General features: G+C 67.0%; 15 protein-coding genes and 2 pseudogenes. 7 read left to right on the top strand and 10 right to left on the bottom strand.

Annotation, left to right across the window (positions count from 1 at the left end):
- Positions 1-342: 342 nt before the first annotated feature.
- From BST14_RS16900 to BST14_RS31045, 4 genes and pseudogenes are all read right to left on the bottom strand, one after another.
- The gene (locus BST14_RS16900; protein WP_083065494.1) at positions 343-1,254 is read right to left on the bottom strand and encodes a 5-oxoprolinase/urea amidolyase family protein; all 912 of its coding nucleotides are present in this window, start codon (positions 1,252-1,254) and stop codon (positions 343-345) included.
- Between the two features lie 34 nt (positions 1,255-1,288).
- A complete protein-coding gene (locus BST14_RS16895; protein WP_083065492.1) occupies positions 1,289-1,963 on the bottom strand; it encodes a 5-oxoprolinase subunit B family protein in 675 nt (224 codons plus the stop codon).
- Between the two features lie 111 nt (positions 1,964-2,074).
- Positions 2,075-3,088 (bottom strand): ABC transporter substrate-binding protein, encoded by a 1,014-nt coding sequence (locus BST14_RS16890; protein ID WP_083065490.1) that lies wholly within the window; start codon positions 3,086-3,088, stop codon positions 2,075-2,077.
- Between the two features lie 86 nt (positions 3,089-3,174).
- Positions 3,175-3,351: pseudogene (locus BST14_RS31045) on the bottom strand (TetR family transcriptional regulator); the annotation flags it as partial.
- A 106-nt stretch (positions 3,352-3,457) separates the two neighbouring features.
- On the opposite strand from BST14_RS31045, the gene BST14_RS16880 reads away from it, so the two are divergent.
- Positions 3,458-4,849 carry a NarK family nitrate/nitrite MFS transporter gene (locus tag BST14_RS16880; RefSeq protein ID WP_083065488.1) on the top strand — a complete coding sequence of 464 codons (1,392 nt, stop codon included), beginning with the start codon at positions 3,458-3,460 and terminating at the stop codon, positions 4,847-4,849.
- Between the two features lie 2 nt (positions 4,850-4,851).
- Here the strand turns inward: BST14_RS16880 and BST14_RS16875 are convergent, their stop codons facing one another.
- Positions 4,852-6,126 (bottom strand): DNA polymerase domain-containing protein, encoded by a 1,275-nt coding sequence (locus BST14_RS16875; protein WP_083065487.1) that lies wholly within the window; start codon positions 6,124-6,126, stop codon positions 4,852-4,854.
- Between the two features lie 57 nt (positions 6,127-6,183).
- Here BST14_RS16875 and fadD2 point away from each other — a divergent pair, with 57 nt between their 5' ends.
- Complete coding sequence (gene fadD2 / locus BST14_RS16870; protein ID WP_083065521.1) at positions 6,184-7,863, top strand: long-chain-fatty-acid--CoA ligase FadD2; 1,680 nt, start codon at positions 6,184-6,186, stop codon at positions 7,861-7,863.
- A 21-nt stretch (positions 7,864-7,884) separates the two neighbouring features.
- Here the strand turns inward: fadD2 and BST14_RS16865 are convergent, their stop codons facing one another.
- From BST14_RS16865 to BST14_RS16845, 4 genes are all read right to left on the bottom strand, one after another.
- Complete coding sequence (locus BST14_RS16865) at positions 7,885-8,247, bottom strand: ATPase (RefSeq protein ID WP_083065519.1); 363 nt, start codon at positions 8,245-8,247, stop codon at positions 7,885-7,887.
- 1,000 nt (positions 8,248-9,247) lie between these two features.
- Positions 9,248-11,449 (bottom strand): acyl-CoA dehydrogenase family protein, encoded by a 2,202-nt coding sequence (locus BST14_RS16855; protein ID WP_083065483.1) that lies wholly within the window; start codon positions 11,447-11,449, stop codon positions 9,248-9,250.
- Between the two features lie 110 nt (positions 11,450-11,559).
- Positions 11,560-12,690, bottom strand: a complete 1,131-nt coding sequence (locus BST14_RS16850; RefSeq protein ID WP_211280741.1) for an alpha/beta hydrolase — start codon at positions 12,688-12,690, stop codon at positions 11,560-11,562.
- A complete protein-coding gene (locus BST14_RS16845; protein WP_169926098.1) occupies positions 12,687-13,250 on the bottom strand; it encodes a TetR/AcrR family transcriptional regulator in 564 nt (187 codons plus the stop codon). Before BST14_RS16845 ends, BST14_RS16850 begins: the two co-directional genes overlap by 4 nt.
- A 192-nt stretch (positions 13,251-13,442) precedes the next feature.
- On the opposite strand from BST14_RS16845, the gene BST14_RS16840 reads away from it, so the two are divergent.
- The 3 genes and pseudogenes from BST14_RS16840 to BST14_RS31040 form a co-directional block, all read left to right on the top strand.
- Positions 13,443-14,024, top strand: coding sequence for a VOC family protein (locus tag BST14_RS16840; RefSeq protein WP_083065478.1), 582 nt, complete (start codon positions 13,443-13,445; stop codon positions 14,022-14,024).
- A gap of 30 nt (positions 14,025-14,054) precedes the next feature.
- Complete coding sequence (locus tag BST14_RS16835; RefSeq protein ID WP_083065477.1) at positions 14,055-14,603, top strand: hypothetical protein; 549 nt, start codon at positions 14,055-14,057, stop codon at positions 14,601-14,603.
- A gap of 66 nt (positions 14,604-14,669) precedes the next feature.
- Positions 14,670-14,965 (top strand): annotated as a pseudogene (locus BST14_RS31040) (hypothetical protein); the annotation flags it as partial.
- A gap of 15 nt (positions 14,966-14,980) precedes the next feature.
- On the opposite strand, the gene BST14_RS16825 reads toward BST14_RS31040, so the two are convergent.
- Entirely contained in the window at positions 14,981-15,643 is a 663-nt protein-coding gene (locus BST14_RS16825) for a TetR/AcrR family transcriptional regulator (RefSeq protein WP_083065476.1), read from the bottom strand.
- An 84-nt stretch (positions 15,644-15,727) separates the two neighbouring features.
- On the opposite strand from BST14_RS16825, the gene BST14_RS16820 reads away from it, so the two are divergent.
- A complete protein-coding gene (locus tag BST14_RS16820; RefSeq protein WP_083065475.1) occupies positions 15,728-16,642 on the top strand; it encodes an oxygenase MpaB family protein in 915 nt (304 codons plus the stop codon).
- Positions 16,643-16,733: 91 nt separating this feature from the next.
- Positions 16,734-17,726: PPE family protein (locus tag BST14_RS16815; RefSeq protein WP_142279441.1), on the top strand; the 993-nt coding region annotated here is incomplete at its 3' end.

Here is a 17,726-nt window from a genome sequence, read left to right as displayed (position 1 = left end):
CGACATCGCGCCGGCTGGCGTGCATACAGATCCCTCTCGTCAGGCTCCACGATCCGCCGCATCCGGCCGCCGCCGCGCCAGGGGTCGCCGCGCTTGCCCGGTATCGGGAAAGCGGTTCGGAGACTGGCTTTCGACGCTTGGGCGCCCCGAATGGCAGGGCATGCCCCGCCGTATGGTCCGATGCTCACATTTACGACGCGAACGGGTCAACCGAAACGGGCCGATATCGCCTGTTAGTTGTTTACCAGTTATCTGGTAAATGCCTGAGGGGCAATCAGTTCGCGCAGCCGCGGTGCATCGGCTTTGAATGGGCGCCGCCGGCAGATCGGCGGCCGAAGCAAGTTAGGAGAACGGCCAACTCGCGGCGCCGGACTGGGCGCCCACCAGCGACCGGGGCCGCGCCCAGTGCAGTCGCACCGTCTGCCCGGGTCGCACCTGGGCGATCTTGTCGACGTCCTCGTCGACCACCACGCCGATCACCGGATAGCCGCCGGTGACGGGGTGGTCGGGACCCAGGATCACCGGTAAACCGTTGGGCGGCACCTGGATTGCGCCGCGGGTGGCACCCTCGCTGGGCAGCTGCCGGTCCGGGTAGCAGTGCTGCAGCGGCCGGCCGGTCAGCCGCATCCCCACCCGGTCGCTGCGGTCCGAGGCCACCCAATCGGTGTGCACCAGGGCGTCGGGATCGACGAACCAGTCGTCGCGGGGCCCGGGCACCACGGACAGCTCGACGACATGGTCGGTGATGGCCGCGACCGGCGCCTGGTCCACTTCTGGATAGGCGTCGGTGTGCTCGCCGATCGGTAGGCGGTCGCCGCTGCGCAGCGGCGCCGGGCCGATGGCCGACATCACGTCGTAGCTGCGCGACCCCAGCACCGGCGGTACGCAGATGCCGCCGCGGATCGCCAGATAGCTGCGCAGCCCCGCACGGGGCACGCCCAGCGAAATCACCTCGCCATCTCGCACATGGTGAATGCTGTTGGTGCCGAATTTGATTCCGTTGACGGTGGGGTCGGCGTCGGCACCCGTCACAGCGATGTCCACATCACCACCGGTGACCCGGGCCGCGAAACCGCCGAACGTCACTTCGACGGTGGCGCGGTCATCGGGGTTGGCCACCAGCCGGTTGGCCAACTTGTGCGCGCGCCGGTCGGCGGCTCCGGATCGGCTCACCCCCAAGTGGGCCAGGCCCGGGCGACCGAGGTCTTGGATGACGGCCAACGGTCCGGTGCGCAGGATCTCCAAAATCGGCACGGGTATCTCCTTAGCTATGGTGGCGAATCACGCGCTAAACGGCCCGGAATTGCACCCACATGCCCTGCGTCAACAACGCCGGGTTTTTTCGCTTCAGATCCCACAGCACCGCGTCGGTGTGGCCGATGAGTTGCCACCCACCGGGGGACTGACGCGGATAGACCGCGCTGAATTCACCGGCGAGGCCCACGGAGCCGGCGGGCACCGATGTCCTCGGCTCGGGACGACGCGGCACCCGCAAGCGCGGATCGCCGTCGACCAGATACGCGAAACCTGGTGCGAATCCACTGAATCCGACCCGCCACGGCGTGGCGGTGTGGGCGTCGATCACCGCCGCGACGGTCAGCCCGGTGCGGTCGGCGACCTCGGCCAGGTCCGGGCCGTCGTAGACGACGTCGATGACCACGTCGGCGCGGCCCTGCGCGGCGGCGCCCGGGGCGGGCTCGACGCGCATCTTGCGCAGCCGCTGACGGATGACTCCCTGATTGCGGGGACCGTCCAGCTTCACCAGCACGGTGCGCGCGGCCGGGACGACGTCGACCACCCCCGGCAGCGCTGCGGCGTGCAGCGCGTCCGCCCACGCCAATACCTCAGCGGTACTGCCGCATTGCACCATCAGCGCGCGGTCGCCGTAGTCCACGACGGTGTTGCCGACCAGCTCCGTCGGCAGGTTGTGGGCCAGGTCGCCGCTAAGATCCATCACGCTCATTACTCGACGGTAACCCCGGGATCGGGGCCTGTGCGAGGGGCGGCCGACGGATTTTCGAGCACTGCCAGAGCTGCCTTAGCAAACGCTCAAACAGCCGCGCCGCCCGCCTGGCTACCCGATGATCTTGGTGATCAGCGGGGGCAGCTGGTCGGCGATGACGGGGTAGCTCAGCGGCGACGCGAACGCGATGGCGCCGGCCTGGTCCTTGGTGGTGAAGATGTGCCGGTTCTGCGCGGTGGTCAGGGACCCGGCCACCTCCGGGTCGGCCAGGATCGCCTTCTGGTCGTCCGGCGCCTGGGTCGTCCAGATCACCACGTCGGCGGAATCGAGCACCGCCTTGATGTGATCGCGCGGGATGACGGCGTGCTGATCGGTGCCGAAGGGTTTGATGCTGTCGGAGATGACCAGGCCCATCTGGTTCAAAAAGTCCGTCCGCCAGCCCGCCACGGTGGCGACGACGGTGCCCTGCCACAGCGCGCCGTGCATCAGCAGCGCCTTCTTGCCGGCCCATTGCGGATTCTTCTTGCCGATGTCGGTGAACTTCTGGTCGACGCCGTCGATCAACGACTTCATCTGGTCGGCCTTGAAGACCGCCTGCCCGACGGTGGTGGCCTGCTCCTTCCACGGCTCGAAAAAGGCGTCGCCGTCCGACTGGGCGACGGTCGGGGCGATCGCGGACAGCTTCTGATAGCTGTCGGCGTCCAGGCCGGCGTTGACGGCCACGATCAAATCCGGTTTCAGACCGGCGATCTGGTCGACGGGAATGCCGTTGTCCAGGTTCAGCACCGTCGGCTGCGCCCCGCCGAGCTTGGGCGCGGCCCACGGCCAGACCGCGGACGGTTGGTCGCCGAACCAGTTGGTCACCGCGATCGGCACCACTCCGACCGCGAGCAGGTCGTCCTGCTCGGTGTAGCCCGCGCTGACGACGCGCTTGGGTGCTTCTTTGATGACGGTCTGACCGAACAGGTGGGAGACCGTCACCGACCCCGGGGTGGCTCCCGGAGCCGGTTTGCTTGACGAGCACCCCGCCAAGAGCTCAGAGAGCGCGGTCGCACCGCCGATCGCGGCAACCCCGGCAGCGCCTGCGAGCTGCAAGAATCCCCGCCGATTCCATCGCTGTCGCATCGCGTGAGAGTATCGCGTTCCGCCCGCACGAATGCATCGCCGCGCTGTTGAGCGCCTTAGCCCAGCGGCATGCCGGCGTCCATGAAATCTCTGGACGGGAAATAACGGAAGAAGGTGCTCAGCGACACGTCGGCCGACCCGGCGATCTGTTCGACGGTGGTCGCGGCGAAGCCGTTTTCCTCGACGAGCCGAAACGCCTCGCGGTGGGTTCGCGACGTCCATGCATTGCAGAGTTCTGACAAACGGGTGCGGGCCGTTGCGATTTCCGCGTATCGCCCGCGTAACTGTGCACACCCAGACCGGTAACAGTGCGTCTCTAGCGTCGAGTGGTCACCGCCCGCGCCCCACTGCACCCAGGAGTCCCACCAGATGACGACGACCATCACCCCGATATCGCAGCCCGCGCCACCGCGCGAGTCTCGCCAGGGGCGGCATTGGATCGATGACTGGCGGCCCGAAGACCCCGAATTCTGGGAGACGACGGGCAAGCCGATCGCCCGCCGGAACCTGATCTTCTCGATCCTCGCCGAGCACGTCGGATTCAGCGTGTGGATGCTGTGGAGCATCGTGGTGGTGCAGATGACGGCCGGGGCGCATGGGCACCCCGCCGCTAACGGGTGGGCACTGACCGCCAGCCAGGCTCTGTGCCTGGTGGCCGTGCCCAGCGGCGTCGGGGCCTTCCTGCGGCTGCCCTACACCTTCGCGGTTCCGCTTTTCGGCGGCCGCAACTGGACGACCATCTCCGCGGCGCTGCTGTTGATCCCGTGCCTGCTGCTGGCGTGGGCGGTGAGCCATCCCGGCATCCCGTTCGGCGCCCTGGTGGCGATCGCCGCGACCGCCGGCTTCGGCGGCGGCAACTTCGCCTCGTCTATGGCCAACATCTCCTTCTTCTATCCGGAGAAGGACAAGGGCTGGGCGCTGGGCCTGAACGCGGCCGGCGGCAACATCGGCGTGGCGGTGGTGCAAAAGGTCATCCCACCCATCGTCATCGCCGGCGGCGGAATGGCGCTGTCGCGCGCCGGACTGTGCTACGTGCCGCTGGCGGTGGTGGCCGCGGTCTGCGCGTTCGTGTTCATGAACAACCTCAGCGAGGCGAAGGCCGACGTGAAGCCGGTGGTCGAGTCACTGCGGCACCCCGACACCTGGATCATGTCGTTGCTGTACATCGGCACCTTCGGGTCGTTCATCGGCTACTCGGCCGCGTTCCCGACCCTGCTCAAGACGGTTTTCGGACGCGGTGACATCGCCCTGGCGTGGGCCTTTCTGGGTGCCGGCATCGGATCGGTCATCCGCCCGCTCGGCGGCAAGCTGGCCGACCGGATCGGCGGCGCCCGCATCACCGCGGCCAGCTTCGTGATGCTGGCGATCGGGGCGGCCGCGGCGCTGTGGTCGGTCAACGCGGTCAACCTGCCGGCCTTCTTCGCCAGCTTCATGTTCCTGTTCGTCGCCACCGGCATCGGCAACGGTTCGACCTACCGGATGATTTCGCGGATCTTCAAGGTCAAGGGCGAGCTGGCCGGGGGCGACCCCGACACCATGGTGGGCATGCGCCGCCAGGCCGCCGGTGCGCTGGGCGTCATCTCGGCGGTGGGTGCGTTCGGCGGGTTCGTGGTTCCGCTGGCCTACGCATGGTCCAAATCGGAGTTCGGCAGCATCGAACCGGCGCTGCGGTTCTACATCGTGTTCTTCCTCGCCCTGCTCGGCGTCACCTGGTACTGCTACCTGCGCAAGCACAACGCGATCACGCGGGTGGGAATCTAACGTCAGGACGGCTTCTGCCGGCCGCCGTATTCGTCCCAGGGGCTGTAGTCGGCGATCAGTTCTTCCTGGGGTGGCCGTTGGTCTTCGGGAACGTGCTGCAGGTTGATCCGGATCCGGTACCAGATCGAACTGGGCCCACGCATCCCGTCGACCAGCACGTCGACCGGCTGCAGCCGGCCGGCCACCGCCGGATAGCGGTCGCGCCAGACATCCAGCGCCGCCATCGCATCGTCCTTGGTCTCGGTGCGGGCGATCTCGATCAGCGGCATCGTGGATCGCCTCCGGCCTGCCGCTCCGCCGCCGCGCTTGCCCGACCCTTTCGGCGCGCGCTCGGGCGGCCCCATCTCCTCGGCCAGCACCAGCAGCCGGTCGAGCTCGCCGACAGCGTCGTCCATCCCCGCCCAAGGGTCGCCCAGTTCGGCGAACCGGGCGGGCACGGTGTCGATGGTGAACGCCTCGGGTCGGCAACCGACGACCTCGTCCCACTGCAGGGGTGTCGATACCCGGGCGTCCGGTGTCGCCCGCACGGAATAGGCCGACGCGACCGTGCGGTCCTTGGCGTTCTGGTTGAAGTCGACGAAGACGCCCTCGCGCTCTTCCTTCCACCAGCGGCTGGTCGCCGCGTCGGGTACGCGCCGCTCGACTTCGCGGGCAACGGTCTGCGCGGCCAGCCGCACCTGGCGAAACCCCCAGCGCGGCGCGATGCGGGCATAGATGTGAAAGCCGCGCGATCCGGACGTCTTCGGCCACGGGGTCAGGCCGTAGTCCTCGAGCACCTCGCGGGCCACCAGCGCGACGTCCACGATGCGCCGCCAGGAGACCCCGGGCATCGGATCCAGGTCGACCCGCAGCTCGTCAGGGTGATCGAGGTCGTCGGCCAGCACCGGATGCGGGTTGAGGTCGACGCAGCCCAGGTTGATGGCCCAGGCCAGTCCCGCGGCATCGTGGATCACCGCTTCGGCGGCGGAAGTGCCTCGGGCGTAACGCAATTCGGCCACATCGATCCAGTCCGGCCGTTTGGCCGGGGCGCGCTTCTGGAACACCGCTTCTTCCGTGATGCCCTTGACGAAGCGCTTCAGGATCATCGGCCGGCCGGACACACCGCGCAGCGCGCCGTCGGCGACGGACAGGTAATAGTGGACCAGATCGAGCTTGGTGCGCGGGCCGGCCGAGGTTTCGTGGCCGCTCGCCCGGGGGAACACCACCTTGTCCGGATGGGTGATCGTGACCTGGCGCCCAGCCACCTCCAGCGAAACCGGACGGGTCATGTGGTTCATGCTAATTCGCCGGAATTTCTGGTCGTACTGAGACGGACGTCACATAAGGTGGATTTCATGCCTAACCTCCTCGGCCTGCCCGGTCAGGCCGCCGCAAAAGTTCAGCAGTACGTCGAACGGGGCTCGGCCGAACTGCACTACGTGCGCAAGATCTTCGAATCGGGAGCCTTCCGGATCGAGCCCCCGCAGAACTACGCGGCGATGGCCGCAGACATCTACAAGTGGGGCGAGTTCGGCATGCTGCCGGCGCTCAACGCCAGGCGCCATCCCGACAAGGCCGCCTGCATCGATGAGGACGGCGAGTTCACCTACCGCGAGCTCGACGAGGCCGCGCACGCGGTGGCCCACGGGCTGCTGGACAAGGGCGTCAAGGGCGGCGACGGCGTCGCCATCCTGGCCCGCAACACCCGCTGGTTTTTGATCGCCTACTTCGGTGCGGCACGGGTTGGCGCCCGCATCATCCTGCTCAACAGCGAATTCTCCGGCCCGCAGATCAAGGAGGTGTCGGAGCGCGAGGGCGCCAGGCTGATCATCTACGACGATGAGTACACGAAGGCCGTCAGCAAGGCCTCGCCGGAGCTGGGCAAGCTGCGGGCGCTGGGATCCAATCCCGATGCGGACGAGCCGTCGGGCAGCGAGGACGAGACGCTGGCCGAGCTGATCGAACGCAGCGACAAGAAGCCCGCCCCCAGGGCAAGCAAGCATTCGTCGATCATCATCCTGACCAGCGGCACCACCGGCACCCCCAAGGGCGCGAACCGCAGCACCCCGCCGACCCTGGCGCCGATCGGGGGAATCCTGTCGCACGTGCCGTTCAAGGCCGGCGAAGTGACCTCGCTGCCCGCCCCGATGTTCCATGCGCTGGGTTTCTTGCATGGCACCATCGCGATGTTTTTGGGCTCGACACTGGTGCTGCGACGCAAGTTCAAGCCGCCGCTGGTGCTACAGGACATTGAAAAGTACAAGGTGACCGCGATGGTCGTGGTCCCGGTGATGCTGTCCCGCATCCTCGACGCGGTCGAGAAGATGGACTCCAAGCCCGACCTGTCCTCACTGAAGATCGTCTTCGTGTCCGGTTCGGCACTCGGATCGGAGCTGGCGGAACGGGCGCTCAAGGGCCTGGGCCCGGTGATCTACAACATGTACGGCTCGACGGAGATCGCCTTCGCCACGATCGCCGAGCCCAAGCACCTGGAATTCAATTCCTCGACCGTTGGCCCGGTGGTCAAGGGTGTGAAGGTCAAGATCTACGACGACAACGGCAAAGAGTTGCCGCAGGGGGAAGTGGGGCGCATCTTCGTCGGCAACGCCTTCCCGTTCGAGGGCTACACCGGGGGTGGCAAGAAGCAGATCATCGATGGCCTGTTGTCGTCGGGCGACGTCGGCTACTTCGACGAGAACGGCCTGCTTTACATCAGTGGGCGCGACGACGAGATGATCGTCTCCGGCGGCGAGAACGTCTTCCCGGCCGAGGTCGAGGACCTCATCACGGGGCATCCGGACGTCGTGGAGGCGACCGCCATCGGCGTCGAGGACAAAGAGTGGGGCCACCGGCTGCGCGCCTTCGTGGTGAAGAAGGAGGGGGCCGATCTCGACGAGGACACCATCAAGCACTATGTGCGCGACCACCTGGCCCGCTACAAGGTGCCGCGTGAGGTGGTTTTCCTCGACGAACTGCCACGCAACCCGACGGGCAAGATCCTCAAGCGCGAGCTGCGCGAAATGGACGTCGACTAGCCCGTTCGGGCCTTGCGTGAGTCAGCGGCGGTCTTTGATGGCGCGAGTGATCTGCGCCGTGAGCTTCGGGTCGACCAGGAGCTGGTCGATGAGCGCGGTCAGGACCTCCTGCCCGGTCACCCGGGCGACTCCCAGCCGGTCGGCCGCCTCCCGCTGCCAGATGTCGAGGGCCCGATGAGTGGCCGCCGGCAGGTCGACGGTGCGACGTGTCCGCTGGGTGCGACCCGGCTGGCCGGCCGCCGGTTGGGCGGCGATCCGGTGGCCGCCCTGCTGCCCGAGACTGAGACGCTCGGTCGGCGCGGCGTCTCCCGACGGGCCGCCGGCCGAGTTGGGGGCGCGAAAGGTTCCGACGCTGGGTCCGCTGTGGCTGTTGTTGAAGTTCACTTCGGTGTCTTCCTCCGTGAGTGCCAATCAGTAAATCAGCGCTCGGTGCCGTTGTGTCAATACTGATTCTGTCACCGAGGCCAGCGTAAGTCGCGTCGCCGGGCCGCCCGGGGACCGGTCGGCCGCCCCGCGCCGCGAACCGCAGTTGCGCCGCGTGCGCGGCGCCTCATTCCGCAGATCGTGTACCAAATAGCAAAGAGTAGCTGACCGCGCATAAGCCACCCGCATAGCGCATTGAATGACGAAGGCGAGTTCAACCTTGAATTGCACTTAGTCAGCGAATCCGCTAACACGGACAAACTGATGTCAGTATATACGTTATCCGCTACCCAGTAGTTCAGTAGATGGCAGTTGAGCTGCAATTATCTCCGTGTTGGACTGTTCGGAATCAGTATCTACAAAGGTCTGAATTGCGTAAATGCGCATCGGAATCAGTGCTAGGTATGAGGTTCGCTCCAACGCGATTGTCGCCTAATTCACAAACCAACATGCGAATTGCACTTGTTTGCTTAGAAGTATCCCGCTAGCGTTTTTGTTAACGAAAGCAACTGGCCGAAAGGAATTACTCAAATGATCTTCGGGCGATCATTACGCGGCGCGGCCGCAGGTGTCATAGGTGCCGGGGCCGTGGCCGGTGCGCTGCTCATCGGCGGCGCCCCCGTGGCTCAGGCCGCTCCTGCGCCCGCAGCCATCACGAGCTTCGCCAGTGCTGGGCCGCATAGCGGACCGGGCTTCATCCCCGATCGCCCCGGCGGTCGTGGATGGGGCGGCCATGATGGTCGGGGACATGGCAATTGGGGGCACGGCAACTGGGGCCGTGGCGGTGGCTACTGGAGCCCCCAGCACTGGTGGAACTGGTGGTGGTGACCACCATCTCCGCGCGGTAACAGGCCGTCGCCGACACGCCAACCCTCGTCGATGGCCGACCGCGTACGGAGGGACCCATGCCGGCCTGACTGAGTCAGGTCGGCATGGCCCTGTTCGGGGACTGTCGCTGGACTTACGGGTCGCGGGGTAGGCCCAGCAGCCGTTCGGCGATGATGTTCAGTTGCACCTCGGAGGTGCCGCCGTAGATCGTGGTGGCGCGGCTGGCCAACAGGTATTCGCCCCATTTGCCGGGCAATTGGTCGGGGTCACCGATGGCGGCATCGGTGCCGAACGACGAGACCGCGAATTCGGCGTAGCCCTGGCCCGTGCGCATGGACAACAGTTTGGAGATCGCCGCCGACGGCATGGCATCCCCACCGGCGAGGGTCAGCAGCGTCGAACGCAGGTTGAGCACCTTGGCCGCGTGGCCCTCGGCGATCAATTGGCCCGCTCGGTGCTGGGCGATCTGGTCGAAGTGGCCGTCGCGGACGAACTCGACGAATTGTGCCAGCGTGGCAAGGAAGTTGGCCTCGCTGGACCCGATCGACACTCGCTCCGCGGTCAGCGTGTTGCGGCTGACCTCCCAACCCCGGTTCACCTCACCGAGCACGCACTCGTCGGGCACGAACACGTCATCGATGTAGACGGTGTTGAACATGGCGTTGCCGGTGAGCTCACGCAGTGGCTTGACGGCGACGCCTTCGCTGCGCATGTCCAGCAGGAAGTAGGTGATGCCGGCGTGTTTCGGGGCGCTGGGGTCTGTCCTGGCCAGTAGGGCGCCCCACTGGGCGAACTGCGCGGCGGTGGTCCAGATCTTCTGCCCTGTGATGCGCCAGCCGCCGTCGGTGCGGGTGGCCTTGGTGGTGAGGCCGGCCAGATCCGATCCGGCGCCCGGTTCGGAAAAGAGCTGGCACCAAATCATCTCGCCGCGGAAGGTCGGCGGCAGGAACCGTTGTTTTTGCTCCTCGGTGCCGAACGCCACGATCGACGGCACGATCCAGGTCGCGATCCCGGTCTGCGGCCGCCTGACCCGCCCGGAGGTGAACTCCTGGGCGATGATGATCTGCTCCACCGGGCTGGCGTCCCGCCCCCATGGCTTCGGCAGATAGGGCAGCACCCAGCCGCCCTCGGCGATGGCGACCTTGCGCTGCTCACGCTCCATCTCCTTGAGCGCGGCGACCTCGGCCCGGATCTCTGCCCGCAGCTTCTCGGTGTCGGGGTCGAGATCGATGTCTACCGCACGCATCCCGGTGGTGGTGGCGGTGTCGACGACTTTCTGCGGGTAGTCCGAACTGCGACCGAACGAGGCGGCCAGCATCAAGGCCCGGCGGTAATACACGCCCGCGTCGTGCTCCCAGGTGAAACCGATCCCGCCGTGCACCTGAATGCAGTCCTGCGTGCAGCGCTGGGCGGCTGCCGGCGCCAACGTCGCCGCCACCGCTGCGGCGAACTCGACATGAGAACCCGCTGTGTCCCAATCGTTTTCGCGGGCCTCGTCGATCGCGCGAGCCGCATCCCACACGGCCGCGGTGGCCCGCTCGGTGTCGGCGATCATCTCGGCGCACTTGTGCTTGATGGCCTGGAACTGGCCGATCGGCCGGCCGAACTGCTCGCGGACCTTGGCGTAATTCGAGGCCGTGTCGGTCGCCCAGCGCGCCACACCAATGGCTTCGGCGGACAGCAACGTCGTCATCAGCGCGTGCGCCGTCGCCACGCTCAGGTTCGTGAGCAAGACGTCCTCGCCCACCTCGACGGCGTTGGCTCGCACGTCGGCGATGGGGCGCAGCGGATCCAGGCTCTTCACCGGCTCAATCTCGAGTTGGTCGGCGCGCAGCACGACCCAGGCCTCGCCACTGTCGATCGCGACCGGCAGCACCAGCAGCGTGGCCTGCCCCGCAGCGGGCACCGCGCGGACTTCGCCGCGGATCACCAGCGCGTTGCCCTGCCGGGTGGCGGTCAGCGCGCAGCAATCCAGGCCGTAGGACGCGATTTCGGCGCCGGACGCGAGCTCAAAGAGCAGCTTCGCGTCCGGGTCGTGCGCTGAGATCAGGGCACTGGCGATCGCCGACGGCACGAACGGACCCGGCACCGCCCCGTAACCGAATTCGGCCAGCACGATGGCCAATTCGAGGATGCCGAAGCCTTGCCCGCCGACGGATTCGGCCAGGTGAACGCCCTGCAGTCCCTGCTCGGCCGCCGCCCGCCAGTACGGCGGAGGGTTCTCGAGCGGGGTCTCCATGGCCGCGTGCAGCGTCTCGGACGGCGCAATGCGCGCCACCAGCGAGCGCACCGAATCGGCCAGCTCTTGATGCTCGGGATTTATCGCGATCGGCATTGGTCGCCTTCCGTTGCAGGACGCCATTTCGGCCAAGTATCTTCCAAGCTAACAACCGGTCGGTTGGCTGACGACATGGGCTGGTGGCTACTTCGAAATGCGCGAGACCGTCAGCGCCACCGCTGATTGATCCACTGGGCGATGATGTCGGCCTGCTCGGTGCGTGCGCCCGGGGTGGTGAAGTAATGGTCGGTGTCCACCGAGGATTGCGTCTTGTCGGCGCTGGCGAGCGCGCCGAAAATGCGTTGGGCATCGGAGGGGAACACCCCGGTGTCGGCCTCGGCGTTGATCACCAGGGCGGGACAGGTGATCCGGGCCAGGTGCGGTTCGGCGCGGGTCTGCGCCACCCGCAGGCTCCACATGCTCAGCCAGTTGCGCAGCGTGCAGGCCGCCGCGATGCCGTGCGCCGAGCGGTTCGCCTTGGCCGGTACGCCCGCGTAGCACATGTTGGGCGCGCGCTTGGTGGGCTCGATGCCGGGGTCGACCATCCGGGGATCGGCCCAGGTCCGCATCACCGAAAACGGGCGGTCGGAAAAGCCCGCCGCGCGAACGCGTTTGAGCTCGGTCTCGGCCCAGTCGGTGATGGCGTGGTTGCGAGCGGTCTGCGCGTCGCGGTACCGGGCGAGGAACTCCGGCGAATACGGCGGGCCGTTGCGCTCGTTGAACAGGTCGAGGTCGGCGGCGGTGGCGACGGGGTCGTTCTCGTCGACGACGGCGGCGTCCATCCAGGCGGTGAGCACCTCCGGGCGTCCGGGATGGGCCGCGGTGGCCACGTAGCCGTCGGCGGGCGGCAATTCGGTCACGCCGGCCGCCGGGCGCATCCCGTCCAGGGGAGTGACGTTGGGGTCCACGGCCTGCGACTGGTAGGCGGCCATCAATGAGCCGCCACCCGAATTGCCCAACAGCACAACGGTATCCACTCCCTGGACCTCGCGCAGCCAGCGCACTCCGACGCCGATGTCGACCAGCGCGTGGTCGAGCAGGAAGCTGTTTTCGAAGCCGCGAAATCTGGTGTTCCAACCCAAAAACCCGACACCGCGACTGGCCATGTAGTCGGCGAGGTAGTGCTCGGAGAAGTCGATGTGGTAGTGCGTGGCGATCATCGCCACCGTGGGCTTGCGTCCCACCCCCCGGTGATAAAGCCCTTGGCAGGGGTGCCCGCCCGCGCCCGTGCGTCCCGCGGTGGGCGACGGCAGTCCGACGAATTCCCGGGACACTGCGGCACCGGCACGACGACTCAATTCAACGGCCCTCCTGACGCGTAGATGGCCCGGTAATAGATGTTGGCCAGGGTCCGGATGCACGCTTGATCGTCGGGTTCTGACGCACGCGCCCCGGCGAGCTGCAGGTGGCAGAACTGGTTGAACATCGCCACGATGGCCTCGGCGATCAGCCGCGGATCGTCGTCGGGACAGTGGCCCTTGCCCTGGGCTCGGTGAACCGACTCGGTGATGAAAGAGACTGGTATCTCACAGATCTCGGCCCAAGACTGGGCGAAGTCGTCGTTGATCATCGCCAGCTGCGACACGCTGATCACCTCCGCGAGCCGGTTGCGGTAGGTGTGCCAGTGCGCGGCGGCGGCGGCGTAGGCGCGGTCACGGTCGGACAAACCGTGCTGGGTCACCGACCGCGCGCGCTCGTTGGCCTCGTCCCGAAAGCGCAGCGCCCACTGACGCACCATCGCCTCTTTGGAGTCGTAGTAGTTGTAGAACGACGCCGCCGAACGGCCCGCTTCGGCGGCGATGTCGGCGATGGTCGTGGCCAGCACCCCTTTGCGCGCGATGACGGTCCGGGCGGCCATATCGATGGCGGCCCGCGTCCGCCTGCCGCGACGGGTGGGAAGCTCGGCGGGCTGGCTGTCGCGCTCAGCCGGGGACGCCGCGGTCGACACCTATGCACCTCCCCTGGGCCCTGGGCCAAAACTGAAACTGATGTTAGGTTCAGATTTGGATCTTGGCCAGGAGTCCAATTGGGGATCGAGGGGAGCCACCAGATGATCAAGCCGCACAACACCAACACGGAATTCGAACTCGACGGGATCAACCATGTCGCCCTGGTGTGTTCGGACATGGCGAAAACCGTGGACTTCTACAGCAATATCCTCGGCATGCCGCTGATCAAGTCGCTCGATCTACCCGGCGGTGCCGGCCAGCACTTCTTCTTTGACGCCGGCAACGGCGACTGCGTCGCCTTCTTCTGGTTTGCCGACGCCCCGGACCGGGTGCCCGGAATCTCGTCGCCGGGCGCCATCCCGGGCATCGGCGACATCACCAGCGCGGTCAGCACCATGAACCACCTGGCCTTCCACGTGCCGGCGGACAAATTCGACGCCTATCGCCAACTCCTCAAGGACAAAGGGGTGCGGGTGGGGCCGGTGCTCAACCATGACGAAAGCCCTCTGCAGGTGTCCGCGACCGTACATCCCGGCGTCTACGTGCGCTCGTTCTATTTCCAGGACCCCGACGGCATCACCCTCGAATTCGCTTGCTGGGTCAAGGAATTCGAGAGCGGTGATGCCAAGGCTGTGCCCAGAACCGCTGCGGACCGCCGGCCCCTGGTGGGTGCCGCCCACTGATCCGACCGGGCCGAGCCGGAGGATGGTCTGATGACCGACGGCATTCTGACCGACGCGCAGATCGCGGCGCTGACACCCGAGCAACGCCGGGAATTGATCACCCGGCTGGAGCGGCCGCTGGGCGACGTGGTCGACCCGGAGTTCGTGGCCCGGGTGCGCCGCATCCGGCTGAGCCTGATGATCGGTGGCTCCATGGCGATGATCCCGTGGCTGGGGTATCTGTCCGTGACGCTGCCGGAGAACTACGTCGCACACAACTGGCCGATCACCTGGGTCGGCTTCGACGTGCTGCTGGTGGCGTTCATGTTGACGACGGCGGTGCTCGGGTACCTGCGTCGTCAGCTGCTGGTGCTCGCCGCCTTCACCACCGGGGTTCTGCTGTTCTGCGACGCCTGGTTCGACCTGATGACCGCCGGACCCAAGGACATCTGGCTGTCGGTGATCACGGCACTGCTGATCGAGGTGCCCCTGGCGATCTTCATGATCACCAGCGCGGTGCGCATCCTGCGGCTCACCATGACGCGGTTGTGGCTGCTGCGCCCCGGCATGCGGCTCTGGCAGCTGCCGCTGTTCCCATGAGGCGGTGAGGGTTTCGTACCCGCCTGCCATGCCACCGGTTGGCGGAAAGAGGCTACGGCACCGCGGGTGATCTCGCGGGAGAATGCCATAGATCCCGCCGTGAATCGGCCGGACGGCAGCGAGGCCGACTGCTTCGCGATGAAGTCGGTGTACCCGGGCGTGACCAGCGCGACGATGCACCGTACCAACGGGGCGCTGGCCTTGCTGTCGGGGTGTGTCCACGGCCGGGTCTTCGTTTCGGTCCTAAGTTACGAGCTGGGTGGCCCGAATTCGATCAGGAGTTGCGCCAGGCCATTTCGGGTGTGCTGGACGATTTCTTGCTGACCGCCACGACGGACTGGCGCACGTTCAACCGAGTGTGAGCTCGCCGCGGGACGCTAGGCGCCCGCACGTGTTTCGTTGGGGCGGTACAGGTTTGGCTCCGCGAGCTCGTCGAGCAGCGCCGCCAGGTGGTCGACGAGCTGCTCCGGTTCGAGTCGGACGTCACCGGCCAGCCAGGCGCTGATGGTCTGGCCGACGCCGCCCACCACGAAATGCGCAGCGGCGTTGATGCGTTCGTTCGCCGGAACCTGCAGCGCGTGGCCGACGTGCTGCCCGGACAGCATGGCGAACAGCGCGCTGGACTCGGCGCGTTTGCGCACGATCACCGGATCGGCCAGCTGCGTGCTGAACAGCAGGCGTCCCACGCGGGGGTCGTCGGTGATGGTCCGCACGATGTTGGCCATCCCCGCGCGGGTTTGCTCGCCGGGCGGCACCGCGGCCACCGCCGCCTGCGTGGTCGCGGCCAGCTCGGCGACGACCCAATCGAACACGCACGCCACGAACTCGTCCTTGTCGGCGAAGCTCTCGTAGAAGTACCGGGCGGCCAGGCCGGCGCTGCGGCACACGCCGCGCACCGTGACCGCCGAGATGTTCTGCTGCTGCCCCCCGAGCAAGTCCAGTCCCGCGGCGAGCAGCCGGTTACGGCGGGTCGCCAGGCGTTCTGCGGCGTCGACTCCGCGGTACGGCCGCGCGCTGGACGTGTCGCTCATGGAAACCATCTTGACACTAACGGCCGATCGGGCCAATATCAGGAAACAAGCGTTCGCACATTAGCGGACCGGCGCCTTGGGAGGATCTGACGCATGGCTATCCATGAGCCGGTGCACCAGTCGATGGCGCACGTCGAGCGCAGGATCAGCGATCCGCCCCGATCGCCGCGGCGCCGGCGGTGGCGGACGCTGGGTATCGACGAGGGGCTGATGGGTGTCGCGTTGCTGGCAGGCCCGGCGAACGTGATCATGCAGTTGGCGCTACCAGGCGTCGGATACGGCGTCATGGAGAGCCGCGTCGAAAGCGGCCGGGTCGACCTGCATCCCATCAAGCGCGCCCGCACCACCTTCACCTACCTGGCCGTGGCGACCAACGGCAGCGATGCCCAAAAGGACGCCTTCCGCCGCGCGGTGAATCGCGCTCACGCGCAGGTGTACTCGACCCCGGACAGCAAAAGCCCGGTGGCGTACAACGCTCTCGACCCCGAGCTGCAGCTGTGGGTCGGGGCGTGCCTGTACAAGGGCGGGGTCGACATCTATCGCATGTTCATCGGTGAACTCGAGGGCGAGGACGCCGACCGGCATTACCGCGAGGGCATGACGCTGGCCACGACCCTGCAGGTGCCGCCGAAGATGTGGCCCGCCGACCGCGCGGCGTTCGACCGCTACTGGGAGGAATCGCTGGCCAAGGTTCACATCGACGACGCCGTGCGGGAGTACCTGTTTCCCATCGCCGCCAATCGCATTCATGGCGTGAAACTGCCGCGTCGACTGCAGCGCCTCTCCGATGATTTCGCGCTGCTGATCACCACGGGCTTCCTGCCGCAGCGGTTCCGCGACGAGATGCGCCTGCCCTGGGACGCGACCAGGCAACGCCGCTTCGACAGGCTGATCGCCGTGCTCTCGGCGGTGAACCGGTGTCTGCCGCGGTTCGTCCGCCAGTTCCCGTTCAACGTCTTGCTCTACGACCTGGACCGCAGGATCAAGAAGGGCCGCCCGCTGGTCTAGTGCGCAGGGCGGATTCGTTAGCGGTTGAAAACGACAATCATATTCATTAGGCTTCTCGGTCTGGTATCCCTTCCAGCCCGAGGAGTGCCTGATGACGGCCCCGATTTGGATGGCCTCGCCGCCCGAACTGCATTCCGCGTTGCTCAGCAGCGGTCCGGGACCCGGTCCGCTGCTGGCGGCAGCCGGTGCCTGGTCGCAGCTGAGCGCCGAGTATTCCTCCGCCGCAGAAGAATTGAGCACCCTGCTAGAGGGCGTGCAGGCCGGGGCGTGGCAGGGGCCCAGCGGTGAGTCCTACGCGGTGGCGCACGCGCCGTACCTGGCGTGGCTGACGAAGTCGGGTGCCGACAGCGCGACGGCCGCCAGTCAGCACGAGGTGGCCGCGGCGGCCTACACCGCGGCCCTGGCCGCCATGCCCACGCTGCCTGAACTGGCCACGAACCATGTCGTGCACGGGGCGCTGGTGGCGACCAACTTTTTCGGCGTCAACACGATTCCCATCGCGGTCAACGAGGCCGACTACGCGCGGATGTGGACGCAGGCCGCCACCACCATGTCCACCTACCAAGCGGCGTCCAGCGCGGCGGTCGCGTCGACGCCGCAGCCCGATCCGGCGCCGCCGATCGTGAAATCCGATGCGTCAAGCGATGACTCGGGGGATCCGGACCACGACCCCACCATCGACAACCCGTTCAACGACTTCATCGCCAACATCCTGAAGAACTTCGGGATCAACTGGAACCCCGCCCAGGGCACGGTGAACGGGCTGGACTATGACGCCTACACCAACGCCGGGCAGCCCATCTTCTGGGTGGTGCGCGCGCTGGAACTGCTGGAAGATTTCGAGCAATTCGGCTATTACCTGGTGCACAACCCGGCGTTGGCCTTTCAATATCTGGTCCAGCTCGCTCTGTTCGACTGGCCGACGCACATCCTCGAGATCCTCACCAGCCAGCCCGAGTTGCTCGCTCCCGCGCTCCTTGTCGTGGCCGCTCCCTTCGGTGCCGTAGGCGCGTTCGCCGGGCTGGCCGGCCTGGCCGGCCTACCCCAGCCCGCGGTCGTGCCGACGCCCGTGCCCATCCCGGCC

It is taken from the genome of Mycobacterium arosiense ATCC BAA-1401 = DSM 45069, from assembly GCF_002086125.1.
GTDB lineage: Bacteria > Actinomycetota > Actinomycetes > Mycobacteriales > Mycobacteriaceae > Mycobacterium > Mycobacterium arosiense.
The sequence above is the reverse complement of the archived record's forward strand: the minus strand, read 5'-3'. Positions and strand labels throughout refer to the sequence as shown.

Bases quoted from the DNA above. Each gene is read 5' to 3' on its own strand.
- fadD2 (WP_083065521.1), top strand. From the start codon at position 6,184: ATGCCTAACCTCCTCGGCCTGCCCGGTCAGGCCGCCGCAAAAGTTCAG.
- BST14_RS16890 (WP_083065490.1), bottom strand. From the start codon at position 3,088: ATGCGACAGCGATGGAATCGGCGGGGATTCTTGCAGCTCGCAGGCGCT.
- BST14_RS16875 (WP_083065487.1), bottom strand. From the start codon at position 6,126: ATGAACCACATGACCCGTCCGGTTTCGCTGGAGGTGGCTGGGCGCCAG.
- BST14_RS16855 (WP_083065483.1), bottom strand. From the start codon at position 11,449: ATGCCGATCGCGATAAATCCCGAGCATCAAGAGCTGGCCGATTCGGTG.
- BST14_RS16845 (WP_169926098.1), bottom strand. From the start codon at position 13,250: ATGGCCGCCCGGACCGTCATCGCGCGCAAAGGGGTGCTGGCCACGACC.
- BST14_RS16835 (WP_083065477.1), top strand. From the start codon at position 14,055: ATGACCGACGGCATTCTGACCGACGCGCAGATCGCGGCGCTGACACCC.
- BST14_RS16895 (WP_083065492.1), bottom strand. From the start codon at position 1,963: ATGAGCGTGATGGATCTTAGCGGCGACCTGGCCCACAACCTGCCGACG.
- BST14_RS16820 (WP_083065475.1), top strand. From the start codon at position 15,728: ATGGCTATCCATGAGCCGGTGCACCAGTCGATGGCGCACGTCGAGCGC.
- BST14_RS16840 (WP_083065478.1), top strand. From the start codon at position 13,443: ATGATCAAGCCGCACAACACCAACACGGAATTCGAACTCGACGGGATC.
- BST14_RS16825 (WP_083065476.1), bottom strand. From the start codon at position 15,643: ATGGTTTCCATGAGCGACACGTCCAGCGCGCGGCCGTACCGCGGAGTC.
- BST14_RS16880 (WP_083065488.1), top strand. From the start codon at position 3,458: ATGACGACGACCATCACCCCGATATCGCAGCCCGCGCCACCGCGCGAG.